Annotated in this window: 19 protein-coding genes, 2 tRNA genes, 1 pseudogene and 1 riboswitch; of the genes and pseudogenes, 10 read left to right on the top strand and 12 right to left on the bottom strand. The window is 48.7% G+C overall.

The annotated features are described in order from the left end of the window. Positions 1-149: 149 nt before the first annotated feature. Positions 150-632, bottom strand: a complete 483-nt coding sequence (locus HMPREF1051_RS11205) for an Lrp/AsnC family transcriptional regulator (RefSeq protein ID WP_003759951.1) — start codon at positions 630-632, stop codon at positions 150-152. 282 nt (positions 633-914) lie between these two features. Further along, positions 915-1011, top strand: a riboswitch (glycine riboswitch). Between the two features lie 203 nt (positions 1012-1214). Between HMPREF1051_RS11205 and gcvT the strand changes: the two genes are divergently transcribed. From gcvT to HMPREF1051_RS11250, 8 genes are all read left to right on the top strand, one after another. After that, positions 1215-2312 (top strand): glycine cleavage system aminomethyltransferase GcvT, encoded by a 1098-nt coding sequence (gcvT, locus tag HMPREF1051_RS11215; protein WP_003768787.1) that lies wholly within the window; start codon positions 1215-1217, stop codon positions 2310-2312. A gap of 97 nt (positions 2313-2409) precedes the next feature. Then, the gene (locus HMPREF1051_RS11220) at positions 2410-2835 is read left to right on the top strand and encodes an Ivy family c-type lysozyme inhibitor (protein ID WP_036493120.1); all 426 of its coding nucleotides are present in this window, start codon (positions 2410-2412) and stop codon (positions 2833-2835) included. Positions 2836-2927: 92 nt separating this feature from the next. Next, a complete protein-coding gene (gene gcvH, locus HMPREF1051_RS11225; protein ID WP_003768785.1) occupies positions 2928-3314 on the top strand; it encodes a glycine cleavage system protein GcvH in 387 nt (128 codons plus the stop codon). Between the two features lie 106 nt (positions 3315-3420). Next, a complete protein-coding gene (locus HMPREF1051_RS11230; protein ID WP_003768772.1) occupies positions 3421-3972 on the top strand; it encodes a DNA-3-methyladenine glycosylase I in 552 nt (183 codons plus the stop codon). 319 nt (positions 3973-4291) lie between these two features. After that, positions 4292-4993 (top strand): energy transducer TonB, encoded by a 702-nt coding sequence (locus tag HMPREF1051_RS11235; protein ID WP_003768789.1) that lies wholly within the window; start codon positions 4292-4294, stop codon positions 4991-4993. Between the two features lie 42 nt (positions 4994-5035). Next, positions 5036-5662 (top strand): arylesterase, encoded by a 627-nt coding sequence (locus tag HMPREF1051_RS11240; protein WP_003768784.1) that lies wholly within the window; start codon positions 5036-5038, stop codon positions 5660-5662. A 133-nt stretch (positions 5663-5795) separates the two neighbouring features. Further along, on the top strand, positions 5796-6260 hold the full coding sequence (locus HMPREF1051_RS11245; protein WP_003768815.1) for a hypothetical protein: 465 nt from the start codon (positions 5796-5798) through the stop codon (positions 6258-6260). Positions 6261-6281: 21 nt separating this feature from the next. Continuing rightward, the gene (locus tag HMPREF1051_RS11250) at positions 6282-6524 is read left to right on the top strand and encodes a hypothetical protein (RefSeq protein ID WP_003759935.1); all 243 of its coding nucleotides are present in this window, start codon (positions 6282-6284) and stop codon (positions 6522-6524) included. A 117-nt stretch (positions 6525-6641) separates the two neighbouring features. Here HMPREF1051_RS11250 and HMPREF1051_RS11255 read toward each other — a convergent pair. The 11 genes from HMPREF1051_RS11255 to HMPREF1051_RS11305 form a co-directional block, all read right to left on the bottom strand. Beyond that, a tRNA-Asp gene (locus HMPREF1051_RS11255) sits at positions 6642-6718 on the bottom strand. Between the two features lie 32 nt (positions 6719-6750). Then, positions 6751-6826: transfer RNA gene (locus tag HMPREF1051_RS11260), tRNA-Val, on the bottom strand. A 72-nt stretch (positions 6827-6898) separates the two neighbouring features. After that, a complete protein-coding gene (locus tag HMPREF1051_RS11265) occupies positions 6899-8887 on the bottom strand; it encodes a monovalent cation:proton antiporter family protein (protein ID WP_003768806.1) in 1989 nt (662 codons plus the stop codon). Between the two features lie 384 nt (positions 8888-9271). Further along, complete coding sequence (locus tag HMPREF1051_RS11270) at positions 9272-9796, bottom strand: GNAT family N-acetyltransferase (RefSeq protein ID WP_003768752.1); 525 nt, start codon at positions 9794-9796, stop codon at positions 9272-9274. A 118-nt stretch (positions 9797-9914) separates the two neighbouring features. Continuing rightward, positions 9915-11393, bottom strand: a complete 1479-nt coding sequence (ubiD, locus tag HMPREF1051_RS11275; RefSeq protein WP_036493122.1) for a 4-hydroxy-3-polyprenylbenzoate decarboxylase — start codon at positions 11391-11393, stop codon at positions 9915-9917. 43 nt (positions 11394-11436) lie between these two features. Further along, positions 11437-11721, bottom strand: coding sequence for a hypothetical protein (locus tag HMPREF1051_RS11280; RefSeq protein WP_003768803.1), 285 nt, complete (start codon positions 11719-11721; stop codon positions 11437-11439). Positions 11722-11728: 7 nt separating this feature from the next. Further along, on the bottom strand, positions 11729-12238 hold the full coding sequence (locus tag HMPREF1051_RS11285; protein WP_003768762.1) for a DUF2199 domain-containing protein: 510 nt from the start codon (positions 12236-12238) through the stop codon (positions 11729-11731). Positions 12239-12320: 82 nt separating this feature from the next. Beyond that, the gene (locus HMPREF1051_RS11290) at positions 12321-12752 is read right to left on the bottom strand and encodes a DUF2750 domain-containing protein (protein WP_003768810.1); all 432 of its coding nucleotides are present in this window, start codon (positions 12750-12752) and stop codon (positions 12321-12323) included. 69 nt (positions 12753-12821) lie between these two features. After that, positions 12822-13274: a tetratricopeptide repeat protein gene (locus HMPREF1051_RS11295; protein WP_003768766.1), complete on the bottom strand. Its 453-nt coding sequence runs from the start codon at positions 13272-13274 to the stop codon at positions 12822-12824. A gap of 3 nt (positions 13275-13277) precedes the next feature. Next, a complete protein-coding gene (locus HMPREF1051_RS11300) occupies positions 13278-13988 on the bottom strand; it encodes a hypothetical protein (RefSeq protein ID WP_003768797.1) in 711 nt (236 codons plus the stop codon). A 118-nt stretch (positions 13989-14106) separates the two neighbouring features. Next, entirely contained in the window at positions 14107-14481 is a 375-nt protein-coding gene (locus HMPREF1051_RS11305; protein WP_003768747.1) for a hypothetical protein, read from the bottom strand. 661 nt (positions 14482-15142) lie between these two features. On the opposite strand from HMPREF1051_RS11305, the gene HMPREF1051_RS15395 reads away from it, so the two are divergent. Continuing rightward, positions 15143-15685, top strand: coding sequence for a hypothetical protein (locus tag HMPREF1051_RS15395; protein ID WP_231286320.1), 543 nt, complete (start codon positions 15143-15145; stop codon positions 15683-15685). A gap of 69 nt (positions 15686-15754) precedes the next feature. Next, a pseudogene (locus tag HMPREF1051_RS15605) lies at positions 15755-15957 on the top strand (protein C- splicing region); the annotation flags it as partial.

The raw sequence follows: 15957 nt of genomic DNA on the forward strand, positions 1-15957 counted from the left end.
GATTTGATTTAATTAAAAATAGTTCTCAAGTATAGCATGAAATTCTCTGCTCTCAGGATATCGCCGTTAGGACGGAAAAAGGTCGTCTGAAAATGAAAACGCTGAGAAATACAGGGTTTACGTTTTCAGACGACCTTTACGTTTTGCCTTTAATCGGGGATGAGGTGTCCCAGCGGCAGGGCGGTTGTGTTTTTGATTTCTTTCAACACGAAGCTAGACTGCGCGTCTTGTACGCCGTGGTGAGACAGGAGCGTGTCCAAAACGAAATGGGAAAATGAGTTCATATCGGTAAAAAACGCATGGAGCAGGTAGTCGGTTTCGCCGGTCAGGGCGAAGCAGCTCAATACTTCGGGCCATTCTTGCACCGATTGCGCAAAGTCTTCACGCGCATCTTTTGCCTTGCTGATGGAAACGCGGATAAACGCCTGCAAGCCCAAATGGACGGCTGCGGGGGAGAGTAGGGCGGCATATTGGCGAATGATGCCCGCGTCTTCCAATTGCTTCAGGCGGCGCAAGCAGGGGGAGGGGGAAAGCGCGATCCGCTCGGATAATTCGACATTGGTCAATCTGCCGTTTTCTTGTAGGACTTGTAAGATTTTAAGGTCGGTTTTATCCAAGGTTATCGGTGTCATTTAGTTTGCTCCCTGTTGCTGTATAAGATGGAAATTAGTCGGATAGCGTTCGTGTGAACGCTCAGATTGACCAGTTAGGCAGAGTATATAACAAATAACATTTACTTAACATACAATCAACCAATGAAAAAGTATTTTTGAAAATAATCTGTGTTAAAAAGTATGGATGCAAACAAATTGATTTAATTTCATATCTGCAAACAGGCTTTAGCCAATTTGGGCAAAACGAATGGCAGCCATATAAAAGACGGCTTGCCCAAACCGCCTTTTCAAGCCATAATCGGGGCATGTGCAGGAGAGAGCTACATCAGGTTACATGTAGCCGCCGAAGGCGCAGATGCCCTTAAATCGCTCAGGCAACAGGGACTGCACGTTGAAATAAAACATCTGGAGAGCGGTGCGCTCGCACCCACCGAAGGGGAGAAGGCCGTCTGAACCACCATTCAGACAACCGCGCAAAGCAGTGAGCAGACTGGTTTGTCATCAAGCGGGTATGCCGAAAATCTCAGGTTCAAGGACAGATAGGGTCTTCCGCGCTTATGTGCGGACGGCATCTGAACAATAAATCCGGAGAAGCTGAGAATGACTGCCCTGAAAACCACCCCGTTTCACCAAGCCCATCAAGATGCAGGCGCGAAGCTGGTCGATTTTGCCGGCTGGGAGCTGCCCATCCATTATGGTTCGCAAATCGCCGAACACGAAGCCGTGCGCACCGACGCAGGCATGTTCGACGTATCCCATATGCTCGTTACCGATGTCGCCGGAGCGAACGCCAAAGCCTTTTTCCGCAAACTGATTGCCAACGACGTTGCCAAACTCGCCTTCGTCGGCAAAGCCCTTTATTCCGCGCTGCTCAACGACAACGGCGGCGTGATTGACGACTTGATCGTTTACCGCACCAACGAAGCCGAAACCCAATACCGCATCGTATCCAACGGCGCGACCCGCGAAAAAGACACCGCCCAGTTCCACAAAGTCGGACAAGAATTCGGCGTCGCCTTCAACCCTCGTTACGACCTCGGTATGCTTGCCGTGCAAGGCCCTAAAGCCATTGAAAAACTCCTGACCGTCAAACCCGAATGGGCGGATGTCGTCCACAACCTGAAACCATTCCAAGGCGTGGATTTGGGTAATGACTGGTTTGTCGCCCGCACCGGCTACACCGGCGAAGACGGCGTCGAAGTCATCCTGCCCGGCACCGAAGCCGTCGCATTCTTCAAAGCCCTGCAACAAGCCGGCGTACAGCCCTGCGGCCTCGGCGCGCGCGACACCCTGCGCATGGAAGCCGGCATGAACCTCTACGGCAACGATATGGACGACGACACCAGCCCGCTCGAAGCAGGCATGGGTTGGACGGTTGATTTGAAAGACGAAAGCCGCGATTTCGTCGGCAAAGCCGCCTTGTTGGAATTGAAAGAAAAAGGCGTTGCCGTCAAACAAGTCGGTTTGCTGCTCGACAAAGGCGGCATCCTGCGCGCGCATATGGAAGTGTTGACCGACAAAGGCAAAGGCGAAACCACCAGCGGCGTATTCTCGCCCAGTCTGAAACAATCCATCGCCATCGCCCGCGTTCCGAAAGATTTTGACGGCGATACCGCCAAAGTGCTGATACGCGGCAAAGAGGTGGACGTGCGCGTATTGAAGCTGCCGTTTGTGCGCAACGGACAGAAACAGTTTTAAACGTTGGATTAGTTTTCGTAACGAGGACGTACTTTAGAGGACATACTTTACTGTCCTCTTCTAAAATTATGAATTCAAAATGAAATAGGTAACTTTTATGAGAAAAATTAAGGTTATAACAATTGCAGCTACATTTTGGGTAATAGTTACGGGGTTTGCTTCTGCTAAAGAGATTTATCCTTTTGATTTGGTGAAAAAACAGCCGTATAAAGCAATTTGGGGACAAGAAGTATGGCGAGAAGCCAGAGATAAAAATGATGATTGGTTGAAAGGGGCGGAGGGTGTTGCTACACCATTGGAACCCGTAATAATTAGTTCACAGAAATACCAACGAGCAACAGTATGTGAACCACATAATTGCTCAGATAATATCATTTATTTTTTAATTAATTCTAGAAAGTTGGTGGGAATTCAGTTTAAACGAAATGATAATGGATATTTAAACGTGATACGTTATGGCTCGCGTAGCCGAATAGAAGAAAATTATTTAATAAATTGGTATAAACGAGATCAGCAAAAATAGGAAGCACTGTTGGAAAAAACTGTGAAACAACCTGTCTGAGACATCATGATTCAGACGACCTTCAAACCAAAAAACCAATGGAGAATCAAACCATGAGCAACAACATCCCAGCCGAACTGAAATACGTTGCCAGCCACGAATGGCTGCGCCTTGAAGACGACGGTATCATTACCGTCGGCATTACCCACCACGCGCAAGAGTTGTTGGGTGACATCGTGTTCGTCGAGCTGCCCGAAGTCGGCGCAAACCTTGCCGCCGAAGAACAAGCCGGTGTGGTTGAGTCTGTGAAAGCCGCGTCCGACGTGTACGCGCCGATTGCGGGCGAAGTCGTCGCCGTCAACGAAGATTTGCCCAGCGCGCCGGAAACTGCCAACAGCGACCCTTACGGCGCAGGCTGGTTCTTCAAAATCAAACCTGCCAATCCAGCCGACTACGACGGCTTGCTGACCGCCGAGCAATACGCAGGCGAAGTGGATTGATTTAAACTTGTGCGGCAGGCATTTTGCCGCGTTTCGATTTTGAAAGGTCGTCTGAAACCCCGTTTTAGGTTTTCAGACGACCTTTGTTTCGCTTGAACGATAAAACATGAATTACTGCGAATTTGTTGCCGCCCTCCCGAACGATACGGACAATCCGAACAAACATTACCACGATAAGCAATACGGTTTTCCGATTTCAGACGACAATGAGTTGTTCGGACGGCTGGTGTTGGAAATCAATCAGGCGGGTTTGAGCTGGACGTTGATGCTGAAGAAGCAGCAGGCGTTTCGGGCTGCATTTAAAGATTTCGACATTGACACTGTCGCCGCATTCGACGAAGCCGACATCGAACGCCTGCTTGCCGACGCAGGCATCGTCCGCAACCATCTGAAAATCAATGCCGCCATTTACAACGCACGGCAAATTAAAAAGTTGCAGCAGGAATGCGGCTCGTTCAAACACTGGCTCGATGCGCACCATCCGCTCGATAAAGCCGAGTGGGTGAAGCTGTTTAAAAAACATTTCAAATTTGTCGGCGGCGAAATCGTCGGCGAATTTTTAATGAGTACCGGCTACCTGCCCGGCGCGCATATTGAAAGCTGTCCGGTTTATCAAGAAGTTTTAGAATGCCATCCAAAATGGGCAGAGGTCGTCTGAAAACGGGTTTTGAGGCAACTTGCTTTGCCGGTTTCAAAAATATAGTGGATTAACAAAAATCAGGACAAGGCGACGAAGCCGCAGACAGTACAGATAGTATGGAACCGATTCACTTGGTGCTTCAGCACATTAGAGAATCGTTCTCTTTGAGCTAAGGCGAGGCAACGCCGTACTGGTTTAAAGTTAATCCACTATAACTATTTTCAGACGACCTTGAGGCAAACTTTGTCCTTTGAAATTCAGCTTTTCCATATTTTCTATGTCATAATCTTTTTAATCACGCCACAAGATAAATCATCAAGCATAAAGAAAACAAAAAATGAACCTGTTCAAACTATCCGCTTTAACACTTTTGATACTGTCCACTCTTCTGACTGCATGTTCCACCATGTCGGACAAAAAACTGCCGCCTGTCGAAGAAATCTTAAAACGTCCGCAGGCGGTAAAGCCACAGGTTGCGGTTGTTCCGACACCTGACAGGCGTAAGGGCGGCGTGTTGCCGGTGTTGTCCGTCATTAATGAAAAAGGCAGGGTTGATGGCGCAGTGTGCCGAGATCAGTCGGCAGGAAGCGCATTGTGCAAAGCTGCATTAACGCAGAAGCGTCCGAAGCGATATGAACCTGCTAAAACTTGCTCTAATCAAACCGATGCAAACGGCGAGGTGCAGAGCGTGTGTCAAAACGTTCCGTCTTATGCGGAACATATTTACTTGCTCTATGGTGAAAATGACAACTATAAAGGCGGTATGTACCGTCAGATGACCTCCATACCCTATCCTCCGTTGTCGGAGGAAAATGGGGAAGAGGGTACAGTTATATTGGGGGGTGTAGTTTCGCCGGAGGGTCAATTGGACAGTGTCAAGGTGGTGGAAAGTTCGCGTTTCCGCAGGTTGGATAATGCGGCAAGGAAAGGTGTAATGGGAAATATTTTTCTGCCTAGCGTAGAAAACGGAAAACCTGTTTGGTCACAGGTTAACATTCCAATCAGCTTTCGGTTTGAAGATGAAGATGTGCAAAATTAACGCAGCAGCTTCCGTAATACTTTAGAAAATCAGAAACAAAATATGCTCACACGAAGAAAATTTCTTACTTACACAAGCGTTTTACTGCTTGCAGCTTGCGGCGGTAAATCCGGCAAGAAGCAGACGAAAATTGCCGCAGGAAGTACCGTACTGGCTTTGGGCGACTCGCTTACCTACGGCTACGGCGCAAACCCTGACGAATCCTATCCCGCGCAACTGCAAAAGCTGACCGATTGGGACATCATCAATGGCGGCATTTCCGGCGATACCTCCGCACAAGCCCTGTCGCGCCTGCCCGCGCTGTTGCAACGCCAACCCAAGCTTGTGATTATCAGCATAGGCGGCAACGACTTCTTGCGTAAATTTCCCGAAGCCGAAACCCGTAACAATATCGCCAAAATCATCGAAAGCGTGCAGAAGGAAAATATCCCCGCCGTCTTGGTGGGCGTACCGCACCTGAGCGTCGGCGCATTGTTCGGTCATTTGAGTGATCATCCGCTTTATCAGGAGCTTGCCGAACAATACAAAATTCCCTTGTTCGGCGGCGCATGGTCTGAGATTTTGAGTGATGAAAAGTTGAAATCCGACCAAATACACGCCAACTCTGCGGGGTATAAGGCATTTGCGGAGAAGTTGGAGAAATTTTTGCGGGAAGAGGGGTTTTTGTAGGAGTAAACGGCGATTTTACCTAGGCTTGTTGTTTTCAGACGACCTTTTAAAAAAGAAAAGGGATAGGAATCTTGTAGCGCGTGGGATAAGAGTTTAGAGTAAATGCCGTTCGCATAGTTTACGAAGAAAGATTATGGAACATTCACCAGAAGAAGATTTCAACCCTTATCGGGCTTATACGCGCACCAATTTGATATGGGGGTTGCCACTGTTTATCGTTGCTTTTTGGCTGATTTTGTTTCTTTCCCTTATTCCGAGAACAGATATTTCTAACTTACTGGGAGGGGTATTTTTATTTTTAATATTTACTTTTCCACTTTCTTTATTGGTTGTGGGACTGGTCTTGCTGACCTCTTGTATTCCCGGCTATTTTGTCGGTTATACTGCCGAGAAGTTGAATTTGAAATGCAATAGGAAAGATAAGATAAAGGCGGCGGGTTTGACGGCATTTTATTATTGGATTTTTTCCTCTTTCATTCTCGTTCAGATGATTTCGCAGGACTTTTCTTTTTCGGCATTCGGGCTGTTCAGCCTGTATGTGGCCATCGCTGGTGCATTGTCTTCTGTCATACCGTCATATATACTGCCTAAATGCTAAAAAAGAGGTTGTAAGACGCTGATGAAATGGTTGAATGTTTTAGGTATTTGGTTGATGGCTATTCCTGAGTTTGTGGCAATTCTTTATGTTGTCGCTTATATTAATGATTTTCTGAGCAGTAATAGCGGAAATTGCGGAGTCGGCTGCCTCGGGGATTTGGTTGTTTTCTTTGAGATTGCCTTTTTTGGCAGTATTTTAATCAGCTTGATTTGGACAGTGATTTTCCTGAGAAAGTATGATAAACGCGATGAGAACGCTGATTGAAGCTTTTCAGACGACCTTCCTAATGCACGTCGTCTGAAAAACTAAATACCGCTCTTTTTCTACGTTCGTTTCTTACGCGCAAAAAAAATACCGGCAAAAGCCGGTATTTTTAAAATTTGGCGCGGCGGACGGGGCTCGAACCCGCGACCCCCGGCGTGACAGGCCGGTACTCTAACCAACTGAGCTACCACCGCGCATCATTGTTTTGCAACAATGAAAGGAAACTTGGTGGGTGATGACGGAGTCGAACCGCCGACATTCTGCTTGTAAGGCAGACGCTCTACCAACTGAGCTAATCACCCTTGTCGCTGCGTTTGCGAAGACGCTATTAAATCAAAAAAGCATCCGCCGCGCAAGCTTTATTTTTCAGTGTATTAGGTATTTCCTTGCAAACTCCAGTTTTCAAAAGAAATAATTTCCTCCTGTCTGCCTGCGACAACCAAAATATCATTCGGTTGAAGCTGGAAATCCAAGTCGGGGTTTTCTATCCTGCTTGTGTTTCGGCGGATAAATAGAAGTTTGATGCCGGCGTTATCCAAAGGCAAATCACGGATGGTCTTGCCGATGGCGTAGGCTTCGCCGGTCAGGGGGAAGGCGTGGCGGCATATGGATTTGCCTTCTTCACCGAATCCGTTTTCATCATCGCTGCCGACAAACAAGCCTTCCAGAGAGGCGTAGCGGCTGTGTCGGATGTTGGTAATGGTTTGATAAACGTGGCTGTATGTCGCGCCATTGCCCAACATGGCGTAGCTTGCCAGCACTAAGCTAGTTTCTTTGGTATCGGATACTGCTTCTTCTGCGCCCATATCTGTGAAGATTTTAACGTAATCGTCATTGGTCGCCCGAACATACACAGGCATACTCGGATGCAAGGACATGATATTGTCGAGAACATGCTGAGTTTCGTGCATATTGTTCAGGGTAATGACCACCATTTTGGCGCGTTCCAAACCTGCGGCTTCCAAGACTTCCCGCCGCTTGGCATCGCCGAACGAAACCGGCTCGCCCGCATTGCGCGCCACCTGAACCCTACCGATATCAAGGTCGAGGGCGAAGTAGGGGATGTTTTCCTGAGCCAAGACGCGTCCGACGGTCTGACCGCCGCGTCCGAAACCGATAATCAGGACGTGGTCGGATTTGCTCATGGTTTCTACCAACATGCTGTGCAAATCCAATGCCTTCATATCCCAGCTTGATTTGACAAAACGGCTGACGATGGCATCACTGCTGCCCAAGATAAATGGGGCGATAATCATAGACAACAGAATTGCTGCCGTAGCTGCCTGCTCCAGTTCTGGCGACACCATATTGATTTTGCTGGAGATGTTTAACATCACAAAACCAAATTCGCCGCCTTGTGCTAAATAGAGGGCTGTTTTCAAGCTGTCCGCAATCGGATGCTTCATATGCAAAGCGATGAAAAAGACGACCAATGCTTTCAATACCAGCAGGATTGCCAGCAAAATCAGAATCTGCTGCCAGCCGCCGATTAAAGCCTGGATATCCAGTTTCATGCCGACCGTGATAAAGAAGAAACCAAGCAGAATATCTCGGAACGGGCGGATGTCGTCTTCCACCTGAAAACGGTATTCCGTTTCCGAAAGTAGCATACCTGCGACGAATGCGCCCAATGCCATCGACAAGCCTTCCAGTTCGGTCAGATAAGCTACGCCTAAGGTTACCAGCAAGACGTTGATCATGAACAATTCAGACGACTTGCGTTTGGCGACCATTCTGAACCAGCGCGACATCACCTTGCTGCCGACGACGAATAACACGCCCAGCGTGACCAGCATTTTCAATCCGGCAAGACCAAGCGCCGCCCACAGGCTGCCTTCTTCTCCATTTCCCCCCAATGCAGGGATCAGGATCATCAGCGGCACGACGGCAATATCCTGCATCAACAAGACACCCATCGCCATTTGACCGTGCGGCTGTCCCAATTCGGTTTTTTCGGACAGGATGCGGCTGACGATTGCCGTGGACGACATGGTCATCGCCCCGGCTGCGGCAAACGCCCAATTAAAGCTGACGCTCATCAACATCAAAATGCCAATAATCGACAACATGGTCACAATGACCTGCAAGCCGCCCAACCCAAACACCAAACGGCGCATCGCTTTGAGCTTGGGTAGGGAGAATTCGAGACCGATACTGAACATCAGGAATACGATACCGATTTCGCCCAGATAATCAGTGGCATGGCCTTGCGGAATCAGCTTCAACATACCCGGACCGGCGATAAAACCGACCAAAAGATAACCGAGCATGGAAGGAATGTTGAATTTACGGCAATAAATCACCGTAATGACGGAAACGAGGAGGACGATAACGATGGGTGCGAGGGAAAAAGTTTCGTGCATAGAGCGGGCGGCCTTTTATTTGGAAAACAAGTTATATTTTTGATAGGCCGTCTGAAAACACGCAGAGAGTGGTATCAACGGGTTATCTAAACGGATAGTCAAAATTATATCAAAAAATCTGTAAAGTAATGCTTTATATAGCCAAAAAAATGCTGTTCGAAATATCGGCAGTGGGATTTGGGTATCTGGTGGCGGGGCGATTGCTTCAGAGTGAATGAGTTTTAAATCAGGGGTGTATCGGCAACATGCAATAATTAGATAAGTTATTGTAAAGTTTTATCGGCTAAAAGGGTCGTCTGAAAACTTGATTTCAGACGACCCTTTTAGTGCTTAATGCGGTTTAAAACAAGCAAGATATGTTGCTTTACGAGTACATTCCGACGACTACTCTTTCTCCAGCGCATATATTACCGCCCTATGCGTCTCACCCGTCGGCTTGGAAAAGAAGTGTTCTTCAGTGTGATGAGGATAAAATCCGCATTTTTCCAGCACGCGTTGCGAAGGGGTATTTTCCTGATAAGCCACAGCCCAAAGCCGCACCAGAGACAATTCCTCAAAAGCATAGGCAACCACCGATTGCACCGCTTCGGTTGCATAACCCTTTCCCCAAAAATCCTCGCCCAGCCAATAACCTATTTCCGCTTCACGGTCGCTCATCGGCAGATTGCTGTCGTTTTGAAAAAGTAGGCCGATGCTGCCTATCGCTTGATTATCTTCCAAGCAAATGGCAAAACTATGCGGCTTGAGGAGGACGTGTTCAATAATTTCGCGGCTTTCCTCCACGCTGGTATGAGGAGGCCAGCCGCACATCGCTCCGATTTTAGGGTTGCGGGCTTGTTCGTACACCGATTCAGCATCGGTCAGCGTCCAAGAGCGGAGGATTAGGCGGACTGTTTTTCGTGTTTCCATGCTCAAAAATGCCTAATATTGTTTGGAAATTTTGTTGAAACGCTGCTTTCAGACGACCTTAGCAAAGTGCAGGCTGCTTCTGGTTTTGAATGTGCGAAAAGCAGCCTGCACTTTTGGTTCACAACCCCAACTCCCCCCAAATCTCATCAATTTTAGCCGTAACCGCAGGGTCTTTTTTGATCACCCGCCCCCATTCGCGGTCGGTTTCGCCCGGCCATTTGTTGGTCGCGTCCAAGCCCATTTTGCCGCCGAGTCCGCTGACGGGGCTGGCGAAGTCGAGGTAGTCGATGGGCGTGTTTTCCACCAACACGGTGTCGCGTACTGGGTCCATGCGGGTGGTTACCGCCCAGATGACTTCTTTCCAGTCGCGCACGTTCACGTCGTCATCAACCACGATGATGAATTTGGTGTACATAAACTGGCGCAGGAACGACCAGCAGCCCATCATCACGCGCTTGGCGTGTCCGGCGTACTGTTTTTTCATGCTGACCACCGCCATGCGGTAGGAGCAGCCTTCGGGCGGCAGATAGAAATCGGTGATTTCGGGGAACTGCTTTTGCAAGAGCGGCACGAACACTTCGTTCAACGCCACGCCCAAAACGGCAGGTTCATCGGGCGGTTTGCCCGTGTAGGTGGAGTGGTAAATCGGGTTTTCGCGCATGGTGATGCGTTCGACCGTGAATACGGGGAAATGGTCCTGCTCGTTGTAATAGCCCGTGTGGTCGCCGTATGGGCCTTCCAACGCGGTTTCGTTCGGATGAATCACGCCTTCCAGCACGATTTCGGCACGGGCGGGCACTTGTAAATCGTTGCCGATACATTTCACCAGTTCCGTCCGCGAACCGCGCAGCAGTCCGGCAAACTGGTATTCGCTCAAGGTATCGGGAACGGGCGTTACCGCGCCCAAAATGGTGGCAGGGTCGCAGCCGAGCACGACGGCGACGGGATACGGCGTATCGGGATTGAGTTTGCGGAATTCCTGATAATCCAGCGCGCCGCCGCGATGCGACAGCCAACGCATAATCAGCTTGTTTTTGCCGATTAGTTGTTGGCGGTAAATGCCTAAATTTTGGCGTTTTTTGTGCGGCCCGCGCGTGACGGTCAAGCCCCATGTTACCAGCGGCGCAACGTCTTCCGGCCAGCAATGCTGAATCGGAAGTTTATACAAATCAACGTCTTTACCTTCCCGCACGATTTCCTGACACGGCGCATTTTTCACCACGTTCGGCGCCATGCTCCAAATGTCTTTCAGCAGCGGCAGTTTGGAAAACGCGTCTTTGATGCCTTTGGGCGGTTCGGGTTCTTTCAAATACGCCAGCGTCTGCCCGATTTCGCGCAGCTTGGACACGCTGTCCGCGCCCATGCCCATCGCCACGCGTTCGGGTGTGCCGAACAGGTTTGCCAACACGGGATAGTCGTAGCGCGTGCCGTCAGGCTTAATCGGGTTTTCAAACAGCAACGCCGGCCCTTTGGCACGCAGCACGCGGTCGGCGATTTCGGTCATTTCCAAATGCGGGGAAACGGGATGCGCGACGCGCTTGAGTTTGCCTTGCTGCTCGAGCATGGCGATGAAGTCGCGTAGGTCTTTGTATTTCATGTTGATCCTTATTTGAGGTCGTCTGAAAGCCGGATTTTGGATTTCAGACGACCTCAATCATAGATTGCAATATAGCTTCGGGGCATTCGCTATTTTCGGCAAAAAACCAATATTCACCATATGGGTTGTGAATACTGAACTTCCAGCCCTTGTAGCAAAAATCTATCCACGTCTCGCCCGTAACCCAATCCGATACGAAGTCGGTAGGCATTCCGCCGAAATGGACAATTTGCCGCAGTAGGCTCGACGGCGAGCAGGTTTGCGGCAGTTGTAGGAACAGGCGGGAGCCGTCGGACATGGTTTCGTTCAGCAGAGGGCGGTTTGTCATTTGGTCCTTAATAGTCTGCCCCGAATGCCGCCTCTATCCTTGCCTGCGCTTCGGCATATTCTATGCCGTGATAAAAGTCGTGTACCAGCGGATGTTCGCTGCCTTGATGCAGTTGCAGCAGGGGACGTCGGTTGTCGGACTGGGTAACGACATTGCAGTGCAGGCTGAAGGTGTCGGATTCGTAAGGGGGCAGCCAGTTGCATATCCTGCCGAAATAAACGACGTTTTCCGGATTGTCGTGAAAGTCGCTTTGATAGTCGTTAAAACTCTTTTCGCTGACGGATACCCACACGCCGTATTCCAGCGTTTCCTCATGCCCGATAATCGGAATAAGCAACACCGCGCGGATAAAGCGGTCGGTTTGGTCGGGATAACGGATGATACAGAAATCAGAATCGCATTCCGCTTGATAAGCAATGCGTTCTACTTCACTGAGTTTATTATAGGGATCGGGAGTGGCAAAGCAGAGCGCAGGCATGTCTTCATGTTTTTCGCCGCAGGAAGTGCAAGTGTACATGATGGATTCCTTTCGAGTTTTAGGTGGGGCCGGTTTTCAGACGACCTATCAGTGTAATACAGGCGTTTGTAAGAAACGCTTTTTAACCGTTCAAATAAGGCAGATCCAAAGCTTCGCCATAGCTTTCGTCCAAAATTTTGTTGATGCGGGCGGCAAATTCAATAGCAGGCATATCGACGGTTTCGGGGTCGTCAGGCGTGGGGAAAATGGCAATGTAGCTGCCAATGTCCATTAGGTAGGGAATGCCGTCTTCTAAAAATTCTTCAAGCTCCAATTCGAAGATGCAAAGGTTTTCATCTCCTGCCTGTGCCAAGGATAGGCGGGCAAATTCCAAATCCGACCAGATAGCCAGCGAGGTATGGCCGTCATCATCGCCCCAAAATGACCAGTCTCCATCTTCGTCTGCCATTACATAAAGACATTCTGAATCGGCAATATCTTTAATGGCGTGTTCAAAACGTTTTTGCGCGGATAGTCGCAAAATAGACTGAATGGCTTGTGGTGGATATCCCATAATCGGTTTCCTTTTATAACTGGTTTGAAGTTCGGGTCGTCTGAAAAACAGGGTGCAGCCTATATTGCACTAGTGGTTTTTTCGGCTGTGGTTTTCAATGCCTTCTGCCACGGTGGCTAAAAAATCCAGATATTTCGGGTCTTCGTCCAGCCACGCTTCGTCGTCCAAACCCATGTAGGCGCGCATCAACTCGTCAGCGGCGCGTTCCATATTGCCCAATTCAAACTGCGCCTGTCCTAAACGCAAATGCAAAAACGGGTTGCCGATTGCGTCCGGGCAATACATGGCGTGGCTTAAATGCTCGTGCGCGGCGGTAAAATCGCCGCTCAAGAAATCCGCATCGCCGATGGCTGCCAGAATCCATGTTGCCGCTTCCCAGTCGGTTTTCGGTTCGGGCAACAAATCCCACGCCTGCCAATAAAGGTCGAGTGCTTCGGCGTATTGCCCGTCTTCCGCCAACGTGTCGCCTTGTTCGCAAAGCCGGCAAATGGAGTCGTAGGTTTGGTCGTTTAATTCACTCATGGTTTATGTCCAATCGTAAGTAAATAGAACAAGTCTGCTGATCGGCTCGTACAGCATGACAATATTGTCTGCGCCATGGGAATAGGAATAACCGCAAGCTGAGGCGATATGGTAAAAACGATTGCCATTGTGGGTAATGGTGACGTTCCCGTCTTCGTCTTGCGTCATTTTGTAAGCAGACGGGATGTCGTCTGAGGTTGACCAGTTGCTGCTTTCAATGCGTTCTCCACCCAAGCTGTTCAGAAATAATCCGTCATACTCGCTGTAATAGGGCTCTCCACCGTAATACCCTGTTTTTTCCTGAAATGCTTTTTTATGTTCGGCATAGTTTTTCAGGTTTTCGGCAAAATCTTTTTCCAAATACGGATCGGTCAGCAAATGTTTGTTGGCCGGGCTGCGGAGAAAATAACGCTCGTCACCCAAAAATTCGTAACGGTTGTCTTCAGTCAAGCGGAATGAAAGCCAGTTAATTCCGATAAATTCATTATGGGCGAACTGCGTCAGCTCGCCGATTAAGCCGTCACCCGGTTCCTGCGGATTGATCAAATGCAGCGTTATGCCTTTCCATTCGGGATTGATTTCCACTAAGTCGATACTGATACAAGGCAGAAAATGTTCTTTCAACCATGGCTGCTTGTCGGAAAATACAGTTTCGGCTTCGGGAAATGCATGTAGGTTTTCATTTAGTTCATTAATAATTTCGCGATAATTCATGTTGTAGTCTTTATTGATGAGCGTTGGTTTATGTTGATGATGGATAAAGTTTAAATCCGAAGTCCGGGTCGTCTGAAAAACGGATTTTGGTTTTCAGACGACCTGAATCATAGACAGTTTATATGCAGCTGCCCAAGGCTTTCAGTTCTTTTTTAACCACTTGCTTTTGCTCGTTGGTTTGGATGGTCAAAGATAAGAAAAAAGCATCGCAAGGGCTGAATTTGGACCAATGTTTTTTTACGGGGAAATGGCCTTCGGGCAGGTTGGAACTGTAATAATGGTCAGGTTCTTGAAACGCCAGTTTTAATCCGTATTTGTTTTGCCAGTCGCGCAGTTGCGCTTCAGTTGCGCCGATTGGAAGGCTGTCCAGCCGCTGCTGCCACATTTGTTGGCTGCGTTCCAATCCTTGGCGGTCGTAATCAATACTAGAACCGCAAGCGGTAAGTGAAAGGCCGGTGATGAGCAATAATAGGGATGAGGTAAGGCGTACCATTTATGAATGTCCTTAGATGATGGTTTGAAACGATTGGCTTTCAGACGACCTTTTATGCTTTCGATTCATTCTGAGTCAGGGTCAATATTATTATCAAGAAAACGGCCTTTGTCAGCCATAAATATATTTTCTCATTTAAAATATGCATATTGAGCAATTATTGAGGGAGTAATATGGAAATGCCTTCTATTCGGCTTTTTGAAGATTACTACATGATTTTTTAACCATGTTTGGCAGCATAATGTAAAAAGGTCGTCTGAAAAACCTAAATCTGTTTTCAGACGACCTTACAAGTGATACGAGGTGTCTATATAGCCATCTCCTTTAATCAGAAACTTTTAAAAACACAATTTCGGGAAACAATATGAACAAATTGAATGGACAACACGCCGTAGAAACGCCCTATCCTCCGCATGGGCTGCTTTATGAAGGGCACTTGGTAAAACGGAAGGCTGGACGCCGATAGACGATGAAGGTGGGGATGTATGTCCGCCTGAAAACGGCATCGGCGAGCCGTCCCAAGCGGGTGGTGAAACCTTCCGTTATGAGGACAAGGAAGTGTGATGCTGAATTTTCCAATTCCGAAAGGAAGGGGAGGATTGCACCCCAACACCCGTTCTGCGTGTACGGTGTGGTCACCAACCTGATTTGAGCATCCAATTTGGAGCTCGGCGCCTATTGGAAGGGCTGCGATTACGACAGCAGCGATATGTTCAATGGGCCGGACAGCTGGGAAAAATACGAAGCCCTGTGGGCATTTAAGCATACCCCCTATGAAATGCGGCTGTACGAACAGCCGGTGTGGAAGCGCGCTGACCAGCTTGAGCGCGGCGACGTGGTGTTGGGTTGTCGCAAATATTATGTGCTGGAGGATTACCGCCCGCTGTATGCGTACCGCGATACCGACCAGGCATGGGCACAGCCAACCAATCTGGCTTACGGCTGGAAAGAGTCGGATTTAGGCAACAGCTATGAGATGGTTCTAACTGACGAATCGCTGAATTCTCCGACATTGGATTGGGCGGATGTACCAAATGACGAGAACCTACTGTATGTGGACGAGGACGGACAGCGGCATTACCGCCCCTACCGCACCACGGTTTATAATATCGAGGTTGAGGATTACCACACCTACTGTGTGGATACAGGGGGAATTCTAGTGCACAACCAGAACTGCGGCGCAGCCGGGTGGACAGCCCGGTAATCCGCGACGGCGGGCAACCATAACGCCGCTGTTTGCAACAAAGGTCGTCTGAAATTTTCAGACGACCTAATGAGCGGCAATGAATGGGGTATTTATCATAGCTATTTTTTCCAATCAGAAACTTTTAAAAACACAATTTCGGGAAACAATATGAACAAATTGAATGGACAACACGCCGTAGGAAACGCCCTATCCTCCGCATGGGCTGCTTTATGAAGGGCACTTTGGTAGAAACGGAAGAAGGCTGGACGCCGATAGACGAACTGAAGGTG

It is taken from the genome of Neisseria sicca VK64 (genome assembly GCF_000260655.1).
Lineage (GTDB): Bacteria > Pseudomonadota > Gammaproteobacteria > Burkholderiales > Neisseriaceae > Neisseria > Neisseria sicca_B.